This is a genomic window from Nocardia sp. NPDC050630 (assembly GCF_044457245.1).
Classification (GTDB): Bacteria; Actinomycetota; Actinomycetes; order Mycobacteriales; family Mycobacteriaceae; genus Nocardia.
Window position 1 is genome coordinate 115,874 of the sequence record NZ_JBITGN010000020.1, and the last position, 20,881, is coordinate 136,754.

20 protein-coding genes are annotated in these 20,881 nt (G+C 67.0%); 8 read left to right on the forward strand and 12 right to left on the reverse strand.

Going from position 1 to position 20,881, the window contains the following annotated elements; genetic code table 11:
* Positions 1-19 precede the first annotated feature (19 nt).
* Together ACIBG0_RS34405 and fadD11 are read left to right on the forward strand one after the other, a co-directional pair.
* Positions 20-1,153 (forward strand): methyltransferase, encoded by a 1,134-nt coding sequence (locus tag ACIBG0_RS34405; RefSeq protein ID WP_397038425.1) that lies wholly within the window; start codon positions 20-22, stop codon positions 1,151-1,153.
* Positions 1,154-1,296: 143 nt separating this feature from the next.
* Positions 1,297-3,141 (forward strand): fatty acid--CoA ligase FadD11, encoded by a 1,845-nt coding sequence (gene fadD11, locus ACIBG0_RS34410; RefSeq protein ID WP_397038427.1) that lies wholly within the window; start codon positions 1,297-1,299, stop codon positions 3,139-3,141.
* 29 nt (positions 3,142-3,170) lie between these two features.
* On the opposite strand, the gene ACIBG0_RS34415 is transcribed toward fadD11, so the two are convergent.
* A complete protein-coding gene (locus ACIBG0_RS34415; RefSeq protein ID WP_397038429.1) occupies positions 3,171-3,362 on the reverse strand; it encodes a ferredoxin in 192 nt (63 codons plus the stop codon).
* Positions 3,359-4,789 carry a cytochrome P450 gene (locus tag ACIBG0_RS34420; protein WP_397038482.1) on the reverse strand — a complete coding sequence of 477 codons (1,431 nt, stop codon included), beginning with the start codon at positions 4,787-4,789 and terminating at the stop codon, positions 3,359-3,361. The genes ACIBG0_RS34415 and ACIBG0_RS34420 overlap by 4 nt, the downstream gene beginning before the upstream one ends.
* Positions 4,790-4,898: 109 nt before the next feature.
* On the opposite strand from ACIBG0_RS34420, the gene ACIBG0_RS34425 reads away from it, so the two are divergent.
* Positions 4,899-5,558: a TetR/AcrR family transcriptional regulator gene (locus ACIBG0_RS34425; RefSeq protein WP_397038430.1), complete on the forward strand. Its 660-nt coding sequence runs from the start codon at positions 4,899-4,901 to the stop codon at positions 5,556-5,558.
* 337 nt (positions 5,559-5,895) lie between these two features.
* Here ACIBG0_RS34425 and ACIBG0_RS34430 read toward each other — a convergent pair whose 3' ends face one another.
* Positions 5,896-6,933, reverse strand: a complete 1,038-nt coding sequence (locus ACIBG0_RS34430) for an MBL fold metallo-hydrolase (RefSeq protein WP_397038431.1) — start codon at positions 6,931-6,933, stop codon at positions 5,896-5,898.
* A gap of 125 nt (positions 6,934-7,058) precedes the next feature.
* A complete protein-coding gene (gene mshC, locus ACIBG0_RS34435) occupies positions 7,059-8,297 on the reverse strand; it encodes a cysteine--1-D-myo-inosityl 2-amino-2-deoxy-alpha-D-glucopyranoside ligase (RefSeq protein WP_397038433.1) in 1,239 nt (412 codons plus the stop codon).
* A 238-nt stretch (positions 8,298-8,535) separates the two neighbouring features.
* On the opposite strand from mshC, the gene ACIBG0_RS34440 reads away from it, so the two are divergent.
* Positions 8,536-9,408, forward strand: coding sequence for an LLM class flavin-dependent oxidoreductase (locus tag ACIBG0_RS34440; RefSeq protein ID WP_397038435.1), 873 nt, complete (start codon positions 8,536-8,538; stop codon positions 9,406-9,408).
* Between the two features lie 303 nt (positions 9,409-9,711).
* Here ACIBG0_RS34440 and ACIBG0_RS34445 read toward each other — a convergent pair whose 3' ends face one another.
* The 4 genes from ACIBG0_RS34445 to ACIBG0_RS34460 all read right to left on the reverse strand — a co-directional run bounded on the left by ACIBG0_RS34445 (position 9,712) and on the right by ACIBG0_RS34460 (position 12,861).
* Positions 9,712-10,503, reverse strand: coding sequence for an SCO1664 family protein (locus tag ACIBG0_RS34445; protein ID WP_397038437.1), 792 nt, complete (start codon positions 10,501-10,503; stop codon positions 9,712-9,714).
* 3 nt (positions 10,504-10,506) lie between these two features.
* Positions 10,507-11,091, reverse strand: a complete 585-nt coding sequence (locus ACIBG0_RS34450) for a DUF3090 domain-containing protein (RefSeq protein ID WP_397038439.1) — start codon at positions 11,089-11,091, stop codon at positions 10,507-10,509.
* An 83-nt stretch (positions 11,092-11,174) separates the two neighbouring features.
* Positions 11,175-11,915, reverse strand: coding sequence for a histidine phosphatase family protein (locus ACIBG0_RS34455; protein ID WP_397038441.1), 741 nt, complete (start codon positions 11,913-11,915; stop codon positions 11,175-11,177).
* 16 nt (positions 11,916-11,931) lie between these two features.
* Entirely contained in the window at positions 11,932-12,861 is a 930-nt protein-coding gene (locus ACIBG0_RS34460; protein WP_364348478.1) for an undecaprenyl-diphosphate phosphatase, read from the reverse strand.
* 237 nt (positions 12,862-13,098) lie between these two features.
* Here ACIBG0_RS34460 and ACIBG0_RS34465 point away from each other — a divergent pair, with 237 nt between their 5' ends.
* From ACIBG0_RS34465 to ACIBG0_RS34480, 4 genes are all read left to right on the forward strand, one after another.
* Positions 13,099-14,076 (forward strand): aldo/keto reductase, encoded by a 978-nt coding sequence (locus tag ACIBG0_RS34465; RefSeq protein ID WP_397038443.1) that lies wholly within the window; start codon positions 13,099-13,101, stop codon positions 14,074-14,076.
* A 28-nt stretch (positions 14,077-14,104) separates the two neighbouring features.
* Positions 14,105-15,142 carry a hemin ABC transporter substrate-binding protein gene (locus ACIBG0_RS34470; protein ID WP_397038445.1) on the forward strand — a complete coding sequence of 346 codons (1,038 nt, stop codon included), beginning with the start codon at positions 14,105-14,107 and terminating at the stop codon, positions 15,140-15,142.
* Positions 15,143-15,207: 65 nt separating this feature from the next.
* Positions 15,208-16,281, forward strand: coding sequence for a FecCD family ABC transporter permease (locus ACIBG0_RS34475; RefSeq protein ID WP_397038484.1), 1,074 nt, complete (start codon positions 15,208-15,210; stop codon positions 16,279-16,281).
* 91 nt (positions 16,282-16,372) lie between these two features.
* The gene (locus tag ACIBG0_RS34480; RefSeq protein ID WP_397038485.1) at positions 16,373-17,206 is read left to right on the forward strand and encodes a heme ABC transporter ATP-binding protein; all 834 of its coding nucleotides are present in this window, start codon (positions 16,373-16,375) and stop codon (positions 17,204-17,206) included.
* A 164-nt stretch (positions 17,207-17,370) separates the two neighbouring features.
* On the opposite strand, the gene ACIBG0_RS34485 is transcribed toward ACIBG0_RS34480, so the two are convergent.
* From ACIBG0_RS34485 to ACIBG0_RS34500, 4 genes are read right to left on the reverse strand one after another with little or no spacing between them, the layout of a single operon-like run.
* A complete protein-coding gene (locus ACIBG0_RS34485) occupies positions 17,371-17,721 on the reverse strand; it encodes a YrdB family protein (protein WP_397038447.1) in 351 nt (116 codons plus the stop codon).
* A 31-nt stretch (positions 17,722-17,752) separates the two neighbouring features.
* The gene (locus ACIBG0_RS34490) at positions 17,753-19,846 is read right to left on the reverse strand and encodes an MMPL family transporter (RefSeq protein ID WP_397038449.1); all 2,094 of its coding nucleotides are present in this window, start codon (positions 19,844-19,846) and stop codon (positions 17,753-17,755) included.
* Positions 19,847-20,383 carry a hypothetical protein gene (locus ACIBG0_RS34495; protein WP_397038451.1) on the reverse strand — a complete coding sequence of 179 codons (537 nt, stop codon included), beginning with the start codon at positions 20,381-20,383 and terminating at the stop codon, positions 19,847-19,849.
* Positions 20,384-20,740 carry a hypothetical protein gene (locus ACIBG0_RS34500; protein WP_397038453.1) on the reverse strand — a complete coding sequence of 119 codons (357 nt, stop codon included), beginning with the start codon at positions 20,738-20,740 and terminating at the stop codon, positions 20,384-20,386.
* Between the last annotated feature and the right edge of the window lie 141 nt (positions 20,741-20,881).

Sequence of the window (20,881 nt, forward strand, 5' to 3'; positions counted from 1 at the left end):
CGATCACGAGGAGCACCCCATGTCGAGCATCCACTGGACCGAATCACACACCGACCACAGCGCGCGGTGGCATTCCGAAAGCGCGGCGACAGCGCCCGCACACGTCACCATCGCCGATGACCGTATGCGCGCAGATACCGCCTACCGTCTGGCCTGCCAGGGGACGGCGCTGCTGTGGCGCGGCGATTTCCATAATGCGCGTCAGCTGTTGCGGGCATTGAGCCGGCGCATCGACCGCAAACCCCCATCGGCGGGGGCGGGACCGCCCGAATCCTTTCACCGGTATCGGCAGGCGCGCGGGCAGCGGGCACGGGTGTTGGGCAGGATCCTGGTGCAGTTGGAGCCGGACCATTCGCTGGCATTGCGGCGCGCACCCGATGTGCGGCAGGCGTGCACCGAGGCATATGGGTCGGCGCGCGAGCCGATGGTGATCGCGTTGACCGAACTGCTCGGTGCGATCGGGGCGCACGAGTGGCGTGAAAACGGTGTCCTGGTACCTGCTCTCGGCGCGCGGATTCACCCGCACTACGGGGTGTTCTCTCCGGTGCGCGGCGAATACGTCGATCTGGTCGCGAACGCGCCGTTGCCGGTGCAGCACCGTAGCGCCTTCGATCTCGGAACCGGAACCGGTGTGCTCGCGGCGGTGCTGGCCCGCCGCGGCGTCGACCACATTGTCGCCACCGATATCAATGCGCGCGCACTCGACTGCGCTCGCGACAATATCGACCGCCTCGGTCTCACGAATCGCATCGAGGTGTGTGGCCCTGCCCTGTACCCCGACGGCCGAGCGCACCTGATCGTGTGCAATCCGCCGTGGCTTCCGGTCCGTCCGACCTCGACCGTCGAACAAGGTGTCTACGACCCGGACAGCACCATGCTGCGGGCTTTCTTGACCGAGCTGCCCGCTCACCTCGAACCCGGCGGCGAGGCCTGGCTGGTCCTGTCCGATCTGGCCGAACGCCTCGGCCTGCGCACCCGCGCAGAACTTCTCACCGCCATCGACTCAGCGGGCCTGCGGGTTATCGACCGGATCGACACCCGACCCCGCCACTCCCGACCCCGTGACACTACAGATCCGCTGCACGCGGCCAGAGCTGCGGAGGTGACCTCCCTGTGGCGTCTGGTCGAGCAGCACCCAGGACTCATCAAGTGACCCCTCGGCGGCGGGGTCCATCCGTGGCGACGAACCGTGGAAGGTGGCTGGGCTCGGGCGAAATCGGGTGAAAACGGCACGCGGGGATCGAGTGGCAACTTACGGTCTGGAAGTAATTGTGGCCGTAGTGATTGTGGTGTGCGATGACCGAACCGAATACCTCCTGTGCCGCCTTCCAGCGGGTGGCGGCGATCGAGCCCGACGCGATCGCGGTGCGCTCCATTGGTGGCGGCCACACGTTGACCTGGCGGGAGTACGCCGAGCAGGTGCGCCATATCGCGGCGGGACTGCATGGGATCGGCATCGGGCGCGGGGATACCGTCGCGCTGATGATGGCCAATCGGGTCGAGTTCTATCCCATCGAGGTAGGCGCGCAGCACACCGGGGCGACCTCGTTCTCGGTGTACAACACCCTCGCGCCCGAGCAGTTGAACTATGTGTTTGCCAATGCGGGCAATCGGGTAGTGATCTGCGAGGAACAGTACGTCGAGCGGGTGCGCACCTGCGGTGCCCAGATCGAGACCATCGTGTGCATCGATGCCGAGCACGCCGCAACGATCAGCCTCGCGCAGCTGAAGGCCAAGGGCCGCAACGATTTCGACTTCGAGGCGACATGGCGCTCGGTGCGTCCCGACGATATCGCGACATTGGTCTACACCTCCGGCACCACCGGAAATCCGAAGGGCGTCGAGATCACCCACGCCAACCTGACCGCAGAGGCGCATGCCTTCAACGCTGTACTGCCCGTGGAATTCGGCGACCGGCAAATCTCCTACCTGCCGACCGCTCACATGGCCGATCGGTTCACCGCGCTATATCTACAGGAGTACTACGGCATCCAGATCACCGTCGTGCCCGACCGCAATCAACTGCCCGCGGCGCTGCTGGATGCGCGCCCCACGATTTGGGGTGCGGTGCCGCGGGTGTGGGAGAAATTCAAGGCCGCGGTCGAATTCTCGGTCGCCAATGAGCCCGACGACACCACAAGGGCCGCACTGCAATGGGCACTGGGTGTGGCCGCGCGCAAGGCCGCCGCGCTGCTGGAGGGCGCAACCATCAATGCGGAGTTGGCCGCCGAATGGGCGAAGGCCGACGAGGCGGTGCTGTCGAAGCTGCGCGCGAAACTCGGCCTGGACCAGGTGAAGTGGGCGATGTCGGGTGCCGCGCCGATACCGCCGCAGACCCTCGGCTTCTTCTGCGGCCTCGGCATCCCCATCTCCGAGATCTGGGGTATGTCCGAACTGACCTGTGTGGCCAGCGCCAGCCCACCCGCCGAGGCGCGTCTGGGCACCGTCGGACGCATGCTGCCCGGTTCGGAAGCCAAAATCGCCGACGACGGCGAATTCCTGGTGCGCGGACCGCTCGTCATGCAGCGCTACCGCAAGGAACCAGGCAAGACCGCCGAAGCCATCGACGCCGACGGATGGCTACACACCGGCGATATCCTCACCCGCGACGCCGACGGCTACCTACGCGTAGTCGACCGCAAGAAGGAACTCATCATCAACGCGGCCGGAAAGAATATGTCCCCGGCCAATATCGAGAACACGATCAAGGCCGCGACCCCACTGGTCGGCTCGGTCGTCACCATCGGCGACGCCCGCCCCTACAACACCGCCCTGATCGTGCTCGACGCCGAATCCGCGGCACCCTATGCGACCCAACACGGTCTGCCCGACGCCTCCGCCACCGCCTTGGCGGCCGACCCGGGCGTTATCGCCGAAATCGCGCAGGGTATCGCGGCGGGCAACGCGAAACTGTCCCGAGTGGAGCAGATCAAACGTTTCACCGTACTGCCCACCTTCTGGGAACCCGGTGGCGACGAAATCACCCTCACCATGAAACTGCGCCGCAAGCCGATCGCGACCAAATACGCCACCGAAATCGAAACCCTCTACGCCCCAACGCTATCCGCCACCACCCACGAACCAGCCACTCGAGTTTCCGCCCAGATCCGATCCGGACCTGGACAAGCGATCACCATGTAGCGGTGGCGGCGAAGGTCGAGAGCGCATTCTCACGCCTCGGCGCGCAGGGCCTCGACGGGGCAGGTGTCGATGGCGAGTCGGGCGTCGGAGTGGTCGGGGGTGGGGATGGGGGTGGTGAGGATGCGGACCTTGCCGGTGTTGTCGACCTCGAAGATGTGCGGAAGGAGGGCTTCGCACATGGCGTGGCCTTGGCAGCGGGTTCGGTCGGCGGTGATTTTCATGCGGGCCGCCGGGTTTCGATGCGTGCGGCTTGCAGCCGGATCGGGAGGCCGTCGAGTGGGATGGGGCCGGTCGCCCAGCCCATCGGCGGCACATATCCGGCGGGCACCGACCACCGGTAGCGCAACAGCATCCGATGCATGATCGCCTTGACGGTCATACCGCCGAAGTACAGGCCGATGCATTTGTGCGCACCGCCGCCGAAGGGCGCCCAGACATAGCGGTGGGATTTGTCCTCTTGACGTTCGGTGGTGAAACGCTCCGGATCGAAGGCATCCGGATCGCGCCACCACCGGTCGATGCGCATCGCCGGATGCGAGCCGATGATGACAAGGGTGCCCGCGGGCAGGAAGTGACCTTGAATCGCGGTGTCGCGCACCGTCTCCCGGATCTGCTGACCGACCGGGGAGTACATCCGCAGGATCTCCTTGAACACCAGATCCAGGGCGGGCAGCCGGTCCAGATCATCGTAATCGAGCCAATCCTTGCCCAGCGCTTGCGATTCGGCGCGCAGCCGGTCCTGCCATTCGGGGTGCAGACCGAGTTGATAACCCATCATCGCCAGTGCGATGGTGCTGGTGTCGTGCGCGGCCATCAGCACGAAGATCAGATGGTCGACGATGTCCTGATCGGTGAAGGTATGGCCCTCATCGCTTGCGGTGTGACACAGCACGCTGAACAGGTCGTCGCCGGTGCCCGCACGTCGGGCGGGCATTTCCCGGCGGCAGTAATCTTCGAGCACCTTGCGCCCGCGTAAGCCCTTCGCCCACACGCCGCCGGGCAGATTGGCGCGCACCAATGCCTGTCCGCCGCGCACCGCATCGATGAACGCGCGTTCGAGGCGCGCGGCCTCTGGACCGAGACGTGCGCCCATGAACACCTCCGACGCCATGCGCAGCAGCAGATGCTTCGTCGCCGGGAAGAGCTGGAAGTCGTTGGCGGGCAACCAGTCATCCATACCGCGCGCGATCGCCGGTGTGGTGATGTCGAGGTAGCCGACCAGCCGGGGCCGGGTGAAGGCCTGCTGCAGGATGCGCCGGTGATAGCGGTGCTCGTCGAAATCGCGCAGCAGGATGCCGCCACGGAAGAACGGGCCGATGAAGAAGTCGTAGCCGCCCTTGGCGGAATACACCTTGTCTCGGTCGGCGAGCACCTCCTCGATCGCCTCCGGGCTCACCACCATCACGACCTGTCGCCCGAGCAGTCCCGACCACTGCACGGGACCGTATTTCTCGACGCGCCGCCGCGCGAAATCGAGGTTGTCCGTCATGGCTGGGAGGGCGTGCCCGATCACCGGTAACCCGTAATCGCCTAGTATCGGCCGCAATTGGCTACCGGCGGGTGGTTCGGCGAGGACTCGGGTCCGCGTCGGATAGCGCTCGGCCAGCGCGGATGCGGCGTACTTTGCGCGTCGGCCCATCGTCGACATCATGGTCGTCCTCTCGCAACCTTGCGAAAATCATGTGATCCACACCATACCGGAATCAATGGTTTCCGTAAACGGTTGTTTCCTGATTTGCCTGCGGCATACTGAGCCTGTGACACGGGCAGCGACCGGGATCTACCGCGGCGCCTCCGCCGAGCAGCGGCGCGAGGAACGCCGCCGTCGCCTGATGGACGCGGCCCTGGACATCATCGGCACCCAGGGCTGGGCGACCACCACCGTGCGCGGAGTCTGCGAACAGGCCAAGGTCGGGCCACGTTTCTTCTACGAGAGCTTCGCCGACCTCGACGCCCTCGCCGCCGCCGTGCACGACGAGATCATCGACACCGCCGTCCGCAGCTCCCTCGACGCACTGGCCGCGGCCCCCCAGGGCATTCCCGCCAAAACACGCGCGGCGGTAACCGCCATCCTCACCTCCGTCATCGACGACCCACGCCGGGCCCGCATCGCCTTCGCCGAAGCCCACGGCAGCGAAACCCTGATGCGTCGCCGTGCTGCCGCCATGCGCACCATCGCCGACGTCGTCGCCGATCAGGAACGCGCTCTGCTCGATCCGCCACCGGGCAGCGACACCCTGGTGCGCGCGGTCTCGCTGATGATCACCGGCGGCGCCGCCGAACTGATCCTGGCCTGGCTCGACGGCGGCATCGAGGTGAGTCGCGACGAACTCATCGACCTCTGCGTGGAATTCGTCCTCACCTTCGCCGACAACCTCACGACCATGGCCGCCCGCCTCCCCAAACCAGCCCCCTGAGCTGCGCTTCGGTCTGGACGCCGTGGCGAGCGGGTCGGATCCGATCGCCTCGATCGGAGTGCGGCGCCCGCATGGCTGGCGGCGTTCGAGCGGATCGATGAATGGGCAAGGCCGACGATTGCGCTGCCCAGGACGCTCGCTGACCGCCCGGGTGGCCTCCGCCGATCGAGCGAATAGCCCCGAAAGGTGGTGGGAGTCAGGGCTACGAATGGAACAAGCGACGTCCGAGGTAACCGGAATTCGCCCTAAGCCGCTCCGGGAATCGTGCTGTCGCGGAAGGCGGTGAGACTGCGGCACTCGACACGGTGCTGGCTGTAAAACGCTGTGGGAGTGGGGGTTAGAGCGGAAATGTCAAGCGATGGGGGTTTACGTAGTCGAGCGGGTCGTGTAGAGAACGCAGGTTCGGCCGGTGCTCGGTGGGGATGCGGGACAGCTCGCCGCGCAGTGGGATGTCATAGGTGGCGGCGGAGGCGGTCAGACCGGGCAGCCAGTTGTCGTGATGGGTAGGGACGAACAGTCCGGGGCGGATGGCCTCGATGTAGCGACGCGGATCGCGCAGACCGTTGGCGATCTGGTTGAAGCCCTGGACCGCGCCGATCTGAACGTCAGTGGGTGCCAGATCGGCGAAGACGTCGAAGACCTGCGGGGCCTTCTCGGTGAGCGGACCGGAGGAATCATGCCAGACCAGCGAGAATCCGGGAACACGGAATTGGTAGAGCAGGCTACCGCCCTCCGGATCACCCAGACGCGCCGCGCTCTGCACAACACCGGCCAGCGTCGGTGGATGCCGCACCAGCGCACCCAGTTCCGGTAGCGGGAAGAACGGCGCGGATCCGCCGGGCCGCTCGGGAGCGGTTGGCGCGGAGTGCACGTGCCGGATCGCGGTGACCTCGACCGATCCCACGGTGAACTCGTGCCGTTCCCCCGGCGACGACGTCCCATCCCCGAGCGCGACCGTCCGGAATGTCGAATCCCTCACCTGCGCACGGATAGTCACGCCGTGATCGGCGGTTCCATACACGACTGCCCCGGACGCCTCGGCGATCCGCCCCGCATCGGCGGCATGATCGAAATGCCCATGCCCGATGAAGATCGCCTCCGGCGCCAGATCCGCCAGATCCTGCGCCGTCGCGGGCACATAACCGGTGCTCGTCAGCCGTGGCACCCACGCATCCAGCAGAAACACCGACCCGGCCATGGCAAAGGCATAGGTTGTGCACCCCACCCAGGACAACACCACTCGATCCGCACGCACCGCACCGGTATCCGGATCCACGACATCAGCCCCGAAGAACCGCACCCGCGCCGCCACCGTCCGCGGATCCGCCTGCGCCGCCGAAACGTGCAACCGCCCCGCCGCACCCGCGCCGATCACACGACCGAGCGCAGACCACCGCCCAACCAAACCTCGAGGATGAATCCCACACACCCGTGTACCACATCAGATGCCCGCGAGTTTGTCACGCGTGGGATGCCGTGCCATGCCTGTCGCGGCCTGGATTACAGCTGTACGCCCAGCAGACCGTCGACGGCGGTTGCGATCAACGTTGGGCCCTCGCGGTCCTGGCCTCCGTAGTTCAGCGCCTGGTTGGCCCAATTGTCCACGGCAGCGAGGGCTTTCGGGGTGTCGAGGTCGTCGGCGAGGTGTTGGCGCAGGCGTGCGACGGTGTCTTCGCCCGCGGGGCCGGAGGTCAGGGCGGTGGCTCGGCGCCACAGGTCCAGGCGGGCGGTGGCCTCGGCGAGGACGGTGTCGGTCCACATGCGGTCTCGGCGGTAGTGACCGGCGAGCAGGCCGAGGCGAATGGCGCCGGGGTCGACGCCCGCGGCGCGCAGTGTGGAGACGAGCACCAAGTTGCCGCGCGATTTGGACATCTTCTCGCCGTCCAGGCCGATGAGACCGGCGTGCACGTAGTGGCGGGCGAAGCGGCGGCCCGCGATCAGCGCCTCGGCGTGCGCGGCGGAGTATTCGTGGTGCGGGTAGATCAGGTCGCTGCCGCCGCCCTGGATATCGAATTCGGGGCCGACGCGGTTGAGCGCGATCGCCGCACACTCGATATGCCAGCCGGGTCGTCCCGCACCGAACGGCGCCGGCCACGATGGCTCGTCGGGACGCGCGGCGCGCCACAGCAGCGCGTCGATGCTGTCGCGCTTGCCGGGACGGTCCGGGTCGCCGCCGCGCTCGGCGAACAAACGCTCCATGGTTGCGCGGTCGTAGCCGGACTCGTAGCCGAATTGGTCGGTGGCATCGGCGCGGAAATAAATGTCGGGATATTCGGCATCCTCGACCGTGTAGGCCGCCCCGGACGCCAGCAGCTTCTGTACGAATTCGATGACCTCGTCGACCGATTCCACGGCGCCGATGTAGTCGCGCGGTGCCACGATGCGCAAGGCGGTCATGTCCTCACGGAACAGATTGATCTCGCGGGTGCCCAGATCGCGCCAGTCCACACCGTCGCGGGCGGCGCGCTCGAACAGCGGGTCGTCGACGTCGGTGACGTTCTGCACGTAATGCACCTCGTGGCCCGCATCCCGCCACAACCGGTTGACCAGGTCGAAGGTCAGGTAGGTGGCGGCATGCCCGAGATGGGTGGCGTCATAGGGGGTGATCCCGCAGACGTACATGGTGGCCGTAGGGCCCGGGGTCACCGGGCGTACCTGCCGGTCAGCGGTGTCGTACAACCGCAACGGTGGCCCTGCGCCGGGAATTGTCGGTAGGGCGGTATCGGACCAGGACTGCATGATTCGAGGGTAGAGGTGTGGTGTGGGCCGTTGCGCCGCACCCTGCTCGCAACGGTAGGTTGTATGGCAACCACCCCGGATCTGACCTGCCCCGATGTCGTAAAACTCGGATGTCAATGTTTGCCGTCTGGTGGATCGAATTGCCGCGAGTGGCGCAGGTCACTGTCGCTGAGTTTGCTGCGAGTACCGTGCGCTCGAATGCGGCCGGGGCCGGGCGGGCTCGCGCTAGGTTGGACGGGTGACTGTTCTCGGTGCGGTGTCGATGCCCCAGGTTTCCCCGGAACGCTTGCTCGCGGTGGCGACCGCGGCCGAGCACAGCGGTCTCGAAGAACTGTGGTTGTGGGAGGACTGCTTCTGGGGTGGTGGGATCGCCACCGCCGCAACGGTGTTGGCGCGGACCGAGCGGGTGCGGGTCGGGATCGGGGTGATGCCGGTGCCGCTGCGGAATGTGGCGCTCACGGCCATGGAGGTGGCCGCGCTGTTGCGGCTGCATCCGGGCCGGGTGATGCCAGGTTTCGGGCACGGTGTGCAGGACTGGATGGAACAGATCGGTGCACGGGTCGAATCGCCGATGACGCTGCTGCGTGAACAGTTGGATGCGCTGCGCGCACTGCTGAACGGTGAGAAGGTCAGTGCCACAGGCCGATACGTGCACCTGGACAATGTGGCTCTGGACTGGCCGCCCAGCACGCCCCCACCGCTCACCGCCGCCGCGACCGGCCCGCAGACACTACGACTGTCCGGCGAACTCGCCGACGCCACCATCCTCACCTCGCGAACCACCCCCGACGGTGTCCGTGCCGCCCGAGCGCGCATCGAGGAAGGTCGCGCGAAAGCCGAACGCAGCGAGCCACATCGGATCATCGTCAACCTGCTCACCACCACGGGCCCGGACGCGGTCGAACGCCTGACGGCGGCCCAGCAACGCAACTCCGGCGAGCACCCATCCGAGGCGGGCGTCGCGGGCGACGCACACGCCATCGCGCAAGCCGTCCGCCGCTACGCCGAGGCAGGTGCGGACACCGTCGTGCTCGAACCCACCGACGACGATCCCGACCTGATCGAATTCGTCCGCTTCGCCGGGACCGAGGTCCGCCCGCTATTGAGCTGACCGCGGTACGCCGGCTCGACCGGCGCGATGACGGGGTCCGCTTCGAGGACGAAGATGCTGTCGGAGTCCGTTCCGGAGAATGCGATCTGGGTGCATTCGAGGTTGCGTCATAGGTATGGCGCGGAATGCATCAGCGGCCGGCGCCGCCCTGCTCGGCGGCATGGGCTTGCGGGCGCGGACCGAATTCGATGGTGGCGATGGGGCGGGTAGCCGGTCGCCGTTATCTGCCCTCGAATTCGGCAGCCAGCGCATTTCGGCATTCGATGCAACATCGCACCGTCCGCTATCGCAGGCCCCCCGGACTCAGAAGGCGGGCCACGGGATCGGTCGCGAAGTCCTCGGCATCGGCATCACCGGATTGTCCAGCAACTGCTGCGCACGATCGCCGAGTGCCTCGATCTCGGCATCGGTGAGATGCGGTGCGAGCTCATCGGCGAGCGCGCCGGGTAGCTCCTTGGCGAACGCGGCGATATCGGTCATCAACCCGTCACAGATGGGTTTGCCCGCCCACCCCCACAGCACCGTGCGCAACTTGTGCTCCCTGTGCAGGCAGATGCCGTGGTCGACACCGTAGACCTGCCCGTCGACACCTTCCAATGCGTGCCCGCCCTTGCGGTCGGCGTTGTTGAGCAACACATCGAGCACGGCCATCCGCTGCAGCCGCGGATCGTCGGCATGGATCAGCGACACCTCGTTACCGGCCGCGTCCTGGGCGCGCAGCACCTCGCAGAACCCGTCCGGCACCGCGCCCATCGGAACCAGATCCACCAGATCCAGCCGGTCGCCCTGATCGGTGTGATTGTCCACCGACTCCACCCACCGCTGCACCATGCCCGGCCCGTAGGGGCCATCACGCAGAATCGTCTCCGGAATGACACCCCAACCGAGCGCATCCGAGACCCGATACGAGGCCACCTCACGCCCGGCCAGCGTGCCGTCCGGGAAGTCCCACAGCGGCCGCTCCCCCCGCACCGGCTTGTACACCACCCGAACACCGTCGGAGCCATCCGCATCGCAGACGAGGGTGACATTGCTCGCGGTCGTCACCCGACCGATCACCGTCAATTGCGCGGTATGCCACCGAGGCTCGGCCACCGACTACTCCTCTAGCTCGGCCGCGCCGAAAATATCCCCGCGCTTGTATCCGTTGGTTCGCACACACATATGTCCGCGCGCCGAAAGTGGTTCCCCGCACAGCGGGCACGGCGGCCGACCGGCCGCGATCACCCGGGTGGAGCGCAACGCGAACTCCCGCGCCTGGATCGGGGTCAGGAACACCCGCACCGCGTCGGGACCCTCCTCGGTGTCATCGAGTACCACTGACTCGTCGACCTCGGTTTCGGTGATCGCGAGCAGCTCCACCACCACCGCACCGGCGTCGGCGTCCCAGCCCAAGCCCATGGTGCCGACCCGGAACTCGGCATCGATCGGGGTCACCAGCGGGTCACTGTCGGCGATGTCCTCGGCCTGCGGCGGCACCTCCGCGCCGAAGCGGCGCGCGACCTCGTCCAGCAGCAGACCCATCCGGTCGGCGAGCACCTTCACCTGCTGCTTCTCCAGTGCCACGCTGACCACCCGTGGTTCCTGCACGGCCTGCAGGTAGAACGCGCGATCGCCCGGCTCACCGACGGTCCCGGCGACAAAACGGTCGGGGGTGCGAAATACGTGGATTGCGCGAGACATCTGCACCTCCTGATACGTGACCCTGATCGACTACCCGCGGCGCTGGACTCCGCAACACGCCACCTACTCGTTTACAAGGAATCTCAAAGCTCCGCATTCCCATTATCCGCACTCGGGGTAGCACCAAGCTCGCCACCGGGAACCGGACCGGCTTCGGGGTCCGCGGGAGCCGGGGAATCTGCGGCGGGCCGTTGCGGTTTGATTGCCAAACCGGACAGATCCCCCGTGTCATTGAGCCGAACCACATACGGTGCGGTCGGGGTATAGCGCACGATGCTGATCGAGGCGGGTTCCACCACAATGCGCTGGAAACCGTCGAGGTGCAGGCCGAGTGCGTCGGCCAGCACGGATTTGATCACGTCACCGTGCGTGCACGCCACCCACAACACATCGTGACCGGCCCTCTCGGCGAAATGTCGATCATGCTCGCGCACCGCGGCCACCGCGCGGACCTGCACCTGCGTCAGACCTTCCCCGCTGGGGAAAACCGCGCCGGAGGCATGCCGCTGCACCACCTTCCACAGCGGTTCGCTCAGCAGATCCGCGATCGCCTTACCAGTCCAGTCGCCATAGTCGACCTCGATCAACCGATCGTCGTATTCCGGTTCCAGACCGAGCTTTTCCGCCAGCGGCGCGACCGTGCGCTGACAGCGCAGTAGCGGCGAATGCACGATGTGCTCGATCGGCAGCGCGGCGAGGCGTTCGGCGACCGCGCGGGCCTGGGTATTGCCGTGCTCGGTCAGATCGACGCCCGCACTACGCCCGGCGAGGGTGCGGGCGGTATTCGAAGTCGAAACACCGTGCCGCAGCAGGATCACCGTCATGGCACCAGCCTAACGATCATGTCGCCGAAACCACTCCGCTCGCGAGCAGGCCCATGACCGTCAGCCCGAGCACGATGCGGTAGCCGACGAACCAGTCCAGGGAATGTTTGCCGACGAACTTCAACAGCCACGCCACCGAGGCATACCCGACCACGAACGCCAGAATCGTCGCGACCAGCAGTTGCGGACCGCTGGCATTGAGGCCCTCACCCGCTGGTTCGAACGCATCCGGCAGGCTGAACAGGCCCGAGGCCGTCACCGCGGGAATGGCGAGCAGGAACGAGAACCGCACGGCCGCTTCGCGCTCCAACCCGAGGAACAGACCCGCCGTCGCGGTCGCGCCCGAACGCGACACACCCGGGATCAAGGCCAGACATTGCGCGAAGCCCATGATCAAACCGTCGCGAGTGGTCAGCTGTTCGATCGGGCGGATCTTGCGACCGTAGTACTCACCGGCCGCGATGACTAGCGCGAAGGCGATCAGCATGAACGACACCAGCCACAGATTGCGGGCGCCGGTGCGGATCTGATCCTTGAACAGGAACCCGAGCACACCGATCGGGATCGTCGCGATGATCACATACCAGCCGATGCGGTAGTCCAGTTCACGCTGCGCCTGCTCGTCCAGCACGCGCTTGTGATCGGCGGTGATGACCGGAAGTCGCATGGTGGGCTGATCGTGCAGCGGCAGTTCCGGCTCGCCGCGGCTGGTCAGCCGATCGCGCACGCCAGCGAACCACGCGACGATGATCCGCCAGATGTCCTTGGCGAAGAACACCAGCACCGCCGCCTCGGTGCCCAACTGGGTCACCGCGGTGAACGAGGCGCCCGCGTCATCGCCGAAGAACACCGAGGACACGATGCGCAGATGCGCCGAAGAGGAGATCGGCAGAAACTCCGTGAGACCCTGCACCAGACCAAGAATCAAGGCCTGAACCCAGGTCATCGACTCGCCGACCACGAACCAGCCTCCACTTCCGCCCGAAATATGTGTTCCTACTGGGCAATTGGTCCGGCGATCGATCCGATCACTGTGACCACCGCCGCAATCACGCAGCGACAGTACAGTGCCGAGACGGCGGCGGCACGCCCGGCTCGACCCTGCGACCCACGGCGCTGGTGGGCGTCGAGTTGCGTATCCACACTCTAGGCTTGGCGCCGTGACGATTGCGCGGGCACGGTGATGGAACAGCGGACGGTCGGCCGCAGCGGCCTACGGGTGTCCCGGATAGGACTTGCGACCCACACCTGGGGTGCGCATACCGATACCGACGATGCGGCGGTGCAGTTGGTGGCCTTCGCCGAGGCGGGTGGCACCCTGGTCGACACCTCCCCTGCCTACGCCGGTGGTGCGGCACAACGGATTCTGGCCGAACTGCTCGGTGACCTGGTCTCCCGCGACGATCTGGTACTCAGTGGCTGCGCGGGTGTCACACCGCGGATCGCCTCCGCGCCCGTCGGACCGAACGTGCCCGAGCCGGAGCCGGTGCGTCCGGCGGTGGACACTTCCCGTCGGGCACTGCTGCGTCAGCTGGATCGGACGCTGCTCGAACTGGGCACCGACTATCTCGATATCTGGCAAGTCGCCGCCTGGGATCCGGCGACTCCGCTGGACGAGGTCGCCGCCACTCTCGAATTCGCGGTGCGCTCCGGGCGGGTCCGCTATGCGGGTGCGCGCGGGTTCACTGCCTGGCAGGTCGCCAGCCTCGCGGCGGTCGCGCCCGTCACCGTCGCTCAGGCCCCGTACTCCCTGCTGACCCGTGACACCGAAACCGATTTCATTCCCGCCGCCCAGCATCATGGTGTGGGTTTGGTCGCCACCGCGCCGCTGGCCGGGGGCATTCTCACCGGCAAATACCGCGACGGGGTGCCCGCCGATTCGCGCGGTGCGGACGAGGCGACCGCCGCCGAGATCCGGCACCGTCTCGACGACCACGCGACCCGGGTGGTCGAAGCACTGGTGACCGCCGCCGACGGACTTGCCACCTCACCATTGGCCGTCGCCCTGGCCTGGATCCGGGACCGTCCCGGCATCGCGAGCATGATCGTCGGCGCACGCGATATCGGCCAGCTGACCGGGGTGCTGGCCGCCGAGACCCTGGAACTGCCGCGCGCCATCGCGGCCGCGCTCGATGATGTCAGCGCACGCGCGGCGGGGTGAACCGATGAGGGAGGCTAGCCTTACCTGCATGAGGTTTCTCGACCGTGTCCGATCCGGCGGGGTGCGTTCCCTCCTGGTCCTGCTTGCACTGACCCTGTTGGTCGGTTCGGCCTGCGGTACCAGCAGCGATGTCACGAGCAGGGGCGGGCGCGGGCCGGTCACCGCGAAGCTGGAAAACCTCGACCCGGTGCCGATCGGGCCCGAACCCACGCCCACACTGCCTGCGACCGTCCGATCGTTCGACGGCGCCGAAGTCACCATCACCGATGCCGGTCGCATCATCGCCGCCGACCGCTTCGGGACCCTCGCGCAGACGGTCTGGGCGTTGGGTATGGGCGCCAAACTGGTCGGGCGCAGCACCGCGGCCGGGTTTCCCGCGGTGGCGAATCTGCCGATCGTGACCGGTGGCAGTGGTTCGCTGAACGTGGAATCCGTTCTGGCGCTGCGTCCTTCGGTCTTCCTCACCGACAGCACCAGTGCCGCCCCTCAGGTGCGCGAGCAACTGCGCGCGGCGGGGGTGACCGTCGTCTACTTCGATCCGCAGCGCACGATGGACGGGGTGGTACCGCAGATCGAGGCCGTCGCCGCCGCACTCGGTGTACCGGATCGCGGCCAGGCCCTGGCCCAGCGCACCCGCGACGAAATCGCCGCCGCCAGCGCTGCGGTGCCCCCACAAGACAAAGCCCTCACCATCGCATTCCTCTATCTGCGCAGCACCGCCATCACCATGCTCGCCGGACCCGGCTCCGGCGCCGACGCCCTCATCGCCGCTCTCGGCGCACGCGACGCGGGGTCTGCGGCCGGGTTGACCGAGCCGTTCGTGGCGATCACCAGTGAGGCCATGATCGCGGCCGCGCCGGATGTGCTGCTGGTGATGTCGGATGGGCTGAAGTCGGTCGGCGGCGTCGACGGGCTGGAGAAGGTGCCCGGCATCGCGCAGACACCCGCCGGACGCAACAAGCGCGTGGTCGATATGGCCGACTCGGTGGTGTTGAGCTTCGGCCCCAATACCGGGCGGGTGATCGCCGCCCTCAGCGCGGCCGTGTACGGCACCGAACCCGCATGAGCGGCGATCGGGCAGGTGTGGGTGTGAACGAAAGGGCTGCGGGAACCACCACGACCGACTCGGCGATGCCGCACAGTCCGCATCCCGTTGCGCCCAAGTCGCGGGGGTGGTCGCGCACCGCGATCGTGTTCGCGGTGGCGGTGGCTGCGCTGGTGGCATTGGCGTTGGCGTCGGCGGCGATCGGTCAGGTGCCGACGACGCCTGCCGAGGTGGCGGGCAGTGTGTTGCATCGGATCGGGTTGGACTGGGGGCCGATGCCCGCGCATCCGGCCGGTGAGGTGACGCTGTGGGAGGTGCGGTTCCCGCGCGTGGTGCTGGCGATCCTGGTCGGAGCCGCATTGGCGACAGCGGGTGCATTGTTGCAGGGGGTGTTCGCGAATCCGCTCGCCGAACCCGGTGTGATCGGGGTGTCGGCGGGAGCGGCGGTCGGTGCGGGCACGGTGATCGTGGTGGGTGGTGCGTTCGTGGCGGCGTGGTCGGTGGCCGCGGCCGCATTCGCGGCGGGGCTGCTCACCACATTGCTGGTGTATCTTCTCTCGCGCTCGAATGGGCGCACCGAGGTGGTCACGCTGGTGCTCACCGGTGTCGCGATCAACGCCTTCGCGGGTGGATTGATGGCGTTCCTGCTGTTCATCGCGACTCCAGCAGCCCGCGATCAGATCGTGTTCTGGCAGTTGGGCAGTCTCAACGGAGCCACCTGGGATGCGGTGCACGTCGTGGCGCCACTGGCCGCTCTCGGCATTCTCGCTGCGGTGCTCATCGCGCCCCGCCTGGACCTGCTCGCTCTCGGTGAATCCGCCGCGCGACACCTGGGTGTGGACGTGGAGCGCTTGCGGCGCAACGTCATCGTGGTGGTCGCCGTCCTCGCCACCGCGGGTGTCGCCTTCACCGGCATCGTGCTGTTCGTCGGGTTGATCGTGCCGCATGTGGTTCGCATGCTCGTCGGCCCTGCCCACCGCATCCTGATCCCACTGAGCGCCATCGTCGGCGCGGTCGTACTCCTCGCCGCCGACGTTGCCGCCCGCTCCCTGGTCCACAATGCCGACCTGCCGCTGGGCATGCTCACCTCTCTCATCGGCGGACCCTTCTTCTTCTGGCTCCTGCGCCGTACGCGTGCTCGCGCGGGAGGTTGGGCATGAGTTGCCGGACAGCATCATCGGCGAATGGTCGGGTGTACCCGCCCGCAGGTGGGGTGCGGGTGTGAGCGGAGTTCTGGAGGGATTGGGTTCGATGTTCGCACGCACACATGAGTTGCCGGTGTCACCGCAGCGGGGTGCGGTGACGCTTCGGGCCAGCGGTGTGAGCGTGGACAGGCGTGGTGCGTCGGGGGCGCATACGCGGCGAGTGCTCGACGCGGTCGACTTCGACGTGGTCGCGGGCGAGATCGTCGCGCTCGTGGGGCCGAACGGCGCGGGCAAATCGACACTGTTGGCGGCGCTCGCGGGTGAATTGGAGCCGAGCCAGGGCACGATCGAACTCGACGGACGGGCGCTGGGCCACTGGTCGCATGTGGATATGGCGCGGCGCCGGGCGGTATTGCCGCAGAGTCACACGGTCGGATTCCCATTCACCGCTCGTGAGGTGGTCGCCATGGGGCGCGCGCCGTGGGTGCGGACGCAGCGGCGGGATCTCGATGACGAGCGGATCGGCGCCGCTATGACCGCCGCGGATGTGGAACACCTTGCCGCCCGGCCATTTCCGACGCTCTCCGGTGGTGAGCGCGCCCGCGTCGCCCTGGCCCGCGTCCTCGCTCAGGACACCGCGACCCTGCTGCTGGACGAACCTACTGCCGCTCTGGACCTCGGCCACCAAGAAGCGGTCCTGCGATTGGCCACCGCCCGAGCCACCGCGGGCGCCGCCGTGGTCGTCGTCTTGCACGACCTCGGCATAGCCGCCGCCTACGCCGACCGGGTCGCCGTCCTGGAATCCGGCCGCATCGCCGCCGACGGTCCACCCCGCAAAGTCCTCACCACTGAACTGCTCACCCGCGTCTACCAGCACCCGGTCGAAGTCCTCGACCACCCGATAACCGGCGCGCAACTGGTCCTCCCCGTCCGCCGCTGACCCCGCCGCCGTACCGCGCGACCGACAGGGCAGCCGCGTTCCCTACGTCGAAGTCCGTGACCACCTGCGCTGCCGAAGTTTGCCACCGTCCCGCCCCGATCACGGACCACCGCGCCGCAACTGGACCACACGAAGTGCGGCTGACCGAGTGCGAACAGTTGATCTCAGGTCTGATGCCACAGCAACCGCAGCGCGCCGTTGATCGCCCACAGCGCGAAGAACACGATCCCGGCCAGCGCGGCGAAGGCAAGTCCGATCAGCACCGCAGCGCCGCCGAACCAGGCGATTTCCAATAGTCCGCGCCACGGTCCGGTCAGTGGGTATCGCGCGTTCGTGCCGCCGCCCGCGGCGAACAGCGCCCACACCGCGATGAATACCGCGGGGGCGCCGACTCCGGCGATGATGCGCACGATCGGGTTCGCATCGAGGGTGAAGCCCCAACTCGCCGCTGCGGCCAGTACGCCCAGTTCCAGCAGAAACATCAGGCCCAGGTTCGCGCCTTTGAGCACAGTCATTCTCGATCCTCTCGCCCGCGCAGCGACCCGCTCAACGCCAGATGAGTTTCAACACCGCGGGAGTCAACAGCATGCGGACCACCGACGCGTCCAGGACCAGCGCCGCGATCATGCCGTAGGCGATGTACTTCATCAACACCAGATCGGAGAACCCGAAGGCGCCGGTCACCACGATGAGGATCGCTGCGGCAGAAGTGATTACGCCGCCGGTGTGGGCGATGCCGGATCGGATGGCTTCCGGCGGCGACGCGCCGTCCGCGCGTGCCTCGGCCATCCGCGACAGCAGGAATACCTCGTAGTCGGTGGACAGCCCGAACACCACCGTCACGATCAGCGCCAGCACCGCGAACATCAGCGGCCCGGGCGTGAAGTCGAAGATCCCGGCCCCGTGGCCCTCGACGAACACCCAGGTGAGCACACCCAGGGTGGAGGCCAGACTCAATGCGCTCATCGCAACGGCCTTGAGCGCCAACACGATCGAACCGAAGGCCAGATACAGCATCGCCAACGCCGCGAGCGCCAGGAGTCCGACCAGCAACGGCAGCCGCACCAGCAACCCGTTGATGCTGTCACGTTCGAGCGCGGGCACCCCGGTCACCATGATCTGCACCCCGGACGGTTCCGGAATCGCCCGCAGCGCATCGATCACCGCATCCGCGGTGCGCTTGTCGGCGAGACCGGCGTTGAGCACATTGATCCCGTCCTTGGTCGGCGCACCGGGTTCGAAACGCCCGGTCAGACCGGGAATTCGGCTCGCCTCATAGCGAATATCGCTGAGCTGCTGCGGATTCGCGCCGACCACGACCAGTTTGATCGGCTCGGTGCGAAAACTCGGAAACAACTGGTCGAACCGCTCCTGGGCGACCCGTGCCGGATTGTCGTCGGAGAGGTACCGTTCGCTGATCCCGCCGAACTCGATATTGCGGATCGGCACAATCAACGCGAGTAGCCCGAGCACGATCGGTACCACCACAGCCCACGGTCGCCGCATCGCCCACGTCGCCAACCGCGAGAAGAATCCGGCGTCGATTTGCGCCTCGGTCTTGCTGCGCGAGAACCGATGCCAACCCCACAGGTCGATTCGCCGCCCGACGATGCTCAGCACCGCGGGCAGCGCCGTCACCGACAGCAGCGCGGCGAGCAGCACCGAGCTGATGCCGCCATAGGGCACCGACCGCAACACCCCGTTCGGGAAGATGAACAGCGCCGCCAGGCTGATCGCGATGATCGCGGCCGAGAACAGCACGGTGCGCCCGGCCGTGGCCACGGTGCGCGCCGTCGCATCCTCCACACTGCGCCCGGCGGCCAACTCCTCCCGGAACCGGGTCACGGTGAACAGTCCGTAGTCGATCGCCAACCCCAGACTCACCAAAGTGACCACCGCACTGGCGAAGACGTTCACGGCGATGTGATCGGTGAGCATCCGGATGGTGCCCTGGGTGCCCAGTACCGTCATCGCGCCGATCAGCACCGGCAGCAACGCCCCGACCACCCCGCCGAAAACGAAGTACAGCAGGATCGCCACGATCGGCAGCGCGATGATCTCGGCCCGGCGGATATCGTCCTGCATACCCTGATTGATGCCCTCGACAATCGGTTGCAGCCCGGCCAACTGCACCGTGGTGCCGCCGGGCCCACCGCCTGCGTGCCCGGCACCTAGTTCACCCTTGATCGCGGTGTAGTTCTCGACCGTCGCGGTGCCTTCTCCGCGCAATCCGACACTGGCGAAGGCATGGGTGTGTGAGGCGTCGGTGGCCTGCCCGGCGAAGGGGCTGTCCCAATAGCTGTCGATTTTCAGGATCCGGTCGGGGTGATGGGCCAGTAGCTGCTTCAGCGAATTCGTCGCTGCCGTACGCACGGTCGGGTCGTCGACGGTCATGCCCTCGGGTGCGGTGTAGAGCAGGATGATGTCGCTGTCGGTGTCGCGCCCGAAGGTGGTATCGGCGATCTTGGCGGCGGCCACCGATTCACTGCTGTCGTCGAACCAGCCCTCCTGAGTCAGTCGGCCCGCCAGATCCCGGCCATACCAGCCCGAGAGCAGCACCGCGACAATGGCGATGCCCAGCACCAGATAGCGATGGCGGTAGATGAGACGACCCCACCGCAGCGAACCGGATTCGATCATCTATCCGCAGGCCGCGGTGCGGTAGTCGGCCGAGCGCAGAATGCCGCACAGGTCGGTGCGCGAGATCTTCCACTTACCGTCGAGTAGCACGAAATGCACAACGGTGGTGCGGACCGCGGTGCCGGTGCCGTCCTTGTCCAGGCGCATAGTCGCGGTCAGTGTGCCGTCGCGGTTGTCGAAGACCGGGTCGGTGACGCCGTAAACGGCGCGCGGATTGTCTTGCAGCGCCTTGTACATGTCCGGGATGGCGTCGCGGAAGGCCTCGCCGTCCTCGATGAGGTCGGTGCGTTCGGAGTCGGGCAGCGCCGGATCCAGGGCGCGTTTGATCTGCGCGTCCAATTCGGTGGCGGAGGGCAGTGGTCGGTGGGCGGCGCTGGAGGAGGTAGCGATCGAGGACGACAGCGAGGCATTGGCCGAGGAACGCGCGGCATCGACCGAGGCCTCGTCCGGCCCGGTGCTGCATGCCGCGGCCACCGCGACCAGGGTGGCCGCGGTCAGCACGGAACGGACGAATCGTGTGCTTGGCATCATCATCATCTACATACCATCAATGACTGAACTGATGCGCCCGAGCAGGGCCCGCACGGTTGTCATGTCTCGATCCGGGGCCGTTTCGACCGGTATCGCATCCGGGATCATGTCGCGTACCAGCGCCACGACGCTGCGTTCGTCGTCGAGGTCGATATCGGTGGCGCGGGCCTGCGCGACGGCGACCACGTCCTCCGGTCCGGGCACATCACTGTCGAGGTCGGCGCGGTAGATCTCCAGCTCCACGGTGGAGCGCACGGTGCGAAAGGCATAGGGCCTGCCATCGGCCGTAGTGCCGAATCCGTGAGCAAACGGACCAACGGTTATGTCATCGATGGCAAATCCCGATGGATGGTCGGCTTTCAACCGGATCTCCCTGAATTGGACATTGATTCAAGTCAACCGTAACCCCCATCGCCGACATTCTCCGCCAGCGACTACCCCGGTACGCCGGTCAAGTGCGCCATCATGGTCAGATGGTGCGGTAGCCGATGATTTGTCGTAGTA

Bases quoted from the DNA above. Each gene is read 5' to 3' on its own strand.
- mshC (WP_397038433.1), bottom strand. From the start codon at position 8,297: ATGCAGTCCTGGTCCGATACCGCCCTACCGACAATTCCCGGCGCAGGG.
- ACIBG0_RS34465 (WP_397038443.1), top strand. From the start codon at position 13,099: ATGGAACAGCGGACGGTCGGCCGCAGCGGCCTACGGGTGTCCCGGATA.
- ACIBG0_RS34485 (WP_397038447.1), bottom strand. From the start codon at position 17,721: ATGACTGTGCTCAAAGGCGCGAACCTGGGCCTGATGTTTCTGCTGGAA.
- ACIBG0_RS34480 (WP_397038485.1), top strand. From the start codon at position 16,373: ATGTTCGCACGCACACATGAGTTGCCGGTGTCACCGCAGCGGGGTGCG.
- ACIBG0_RS34450 (WP_397038439.1), bottom strand. From the start codon at position 11,091: ATGTCTCGCGCAATCCACGTATTTCGCACCCCCGACCGTTTTGTCGCC.
- ACIBG0_RS34415 (WP_397038429.1), bottom strand. From the start codon at position 3,362: ATGAAAATCACCGCCGACCGAACCCGCTGCCAAGGCCACGCCATGTGC.
- fadD11 (WP_397038427.1), top strand. From the start codon at position 1,297: ATGACCGAACCGAATACCTCCTGTGCCGCCTTCCAGCGGGTGGCGGCG.
- ACIBG0_RS34455 (WP_397038441.1), bottom strand. From the start codon at position 11,915: ATGACGGTGATCCTGCTGCGGCACGGTGTTTCGACTTCGAATACCGCC.
- ACIBG0_RS34475 (WP_397038484.1), top strand. From the start codon at position 15,208: ATGCCGCACAGTCCGCATCCCGTTGCGCCCAAGTCGCGGGGGTGGTCG.
- ACIBG0_RS34470 (WP_397038445.1), top strand. From the start codon at position 14,105: ATGAGGTTTCTCGACCGTGTCCGATCCGGCGGGGTGCGTTCCCTCCTG.
- ACIBG0_RS34460 (WP_364348478.1), bottom strand. From the start codon at position 12,861: ATGACCTGGGTTCAGGCCTTGATTCTTGGTCTGGTGCAGGGTCTCACG.
- ACIBG0_RS34495 (WP_397038451.1), bottom strand. From the start codon at position 20,383: ATGATGATGATGCCAAGCACACGATTCGTCCGTTCCGTGCTGACCGCG.
- ACIBG0_RS34420 (WP_397038482.1), bottom strand. From the start codon at position 4,789: ATGTCGACGATGGGCCGACGCGCAAAGTACGCCGCATCCGCGCTGGCC.
- ACIBG0_RS34405 (WP_397038425.1), top strand. From the start codon at position 20: ATGTCGAGCATCCACTGGACCGAATCACACACCGACCACAGCGCGCGG.
- ACIBG0_RS34490 (WP_397038449.1), bottom strand. From the start codon at position 19,846: ATGATCGAATCCGGTTCGCTGCGGTGGGGTCGTCTCATCTACCGCCAT.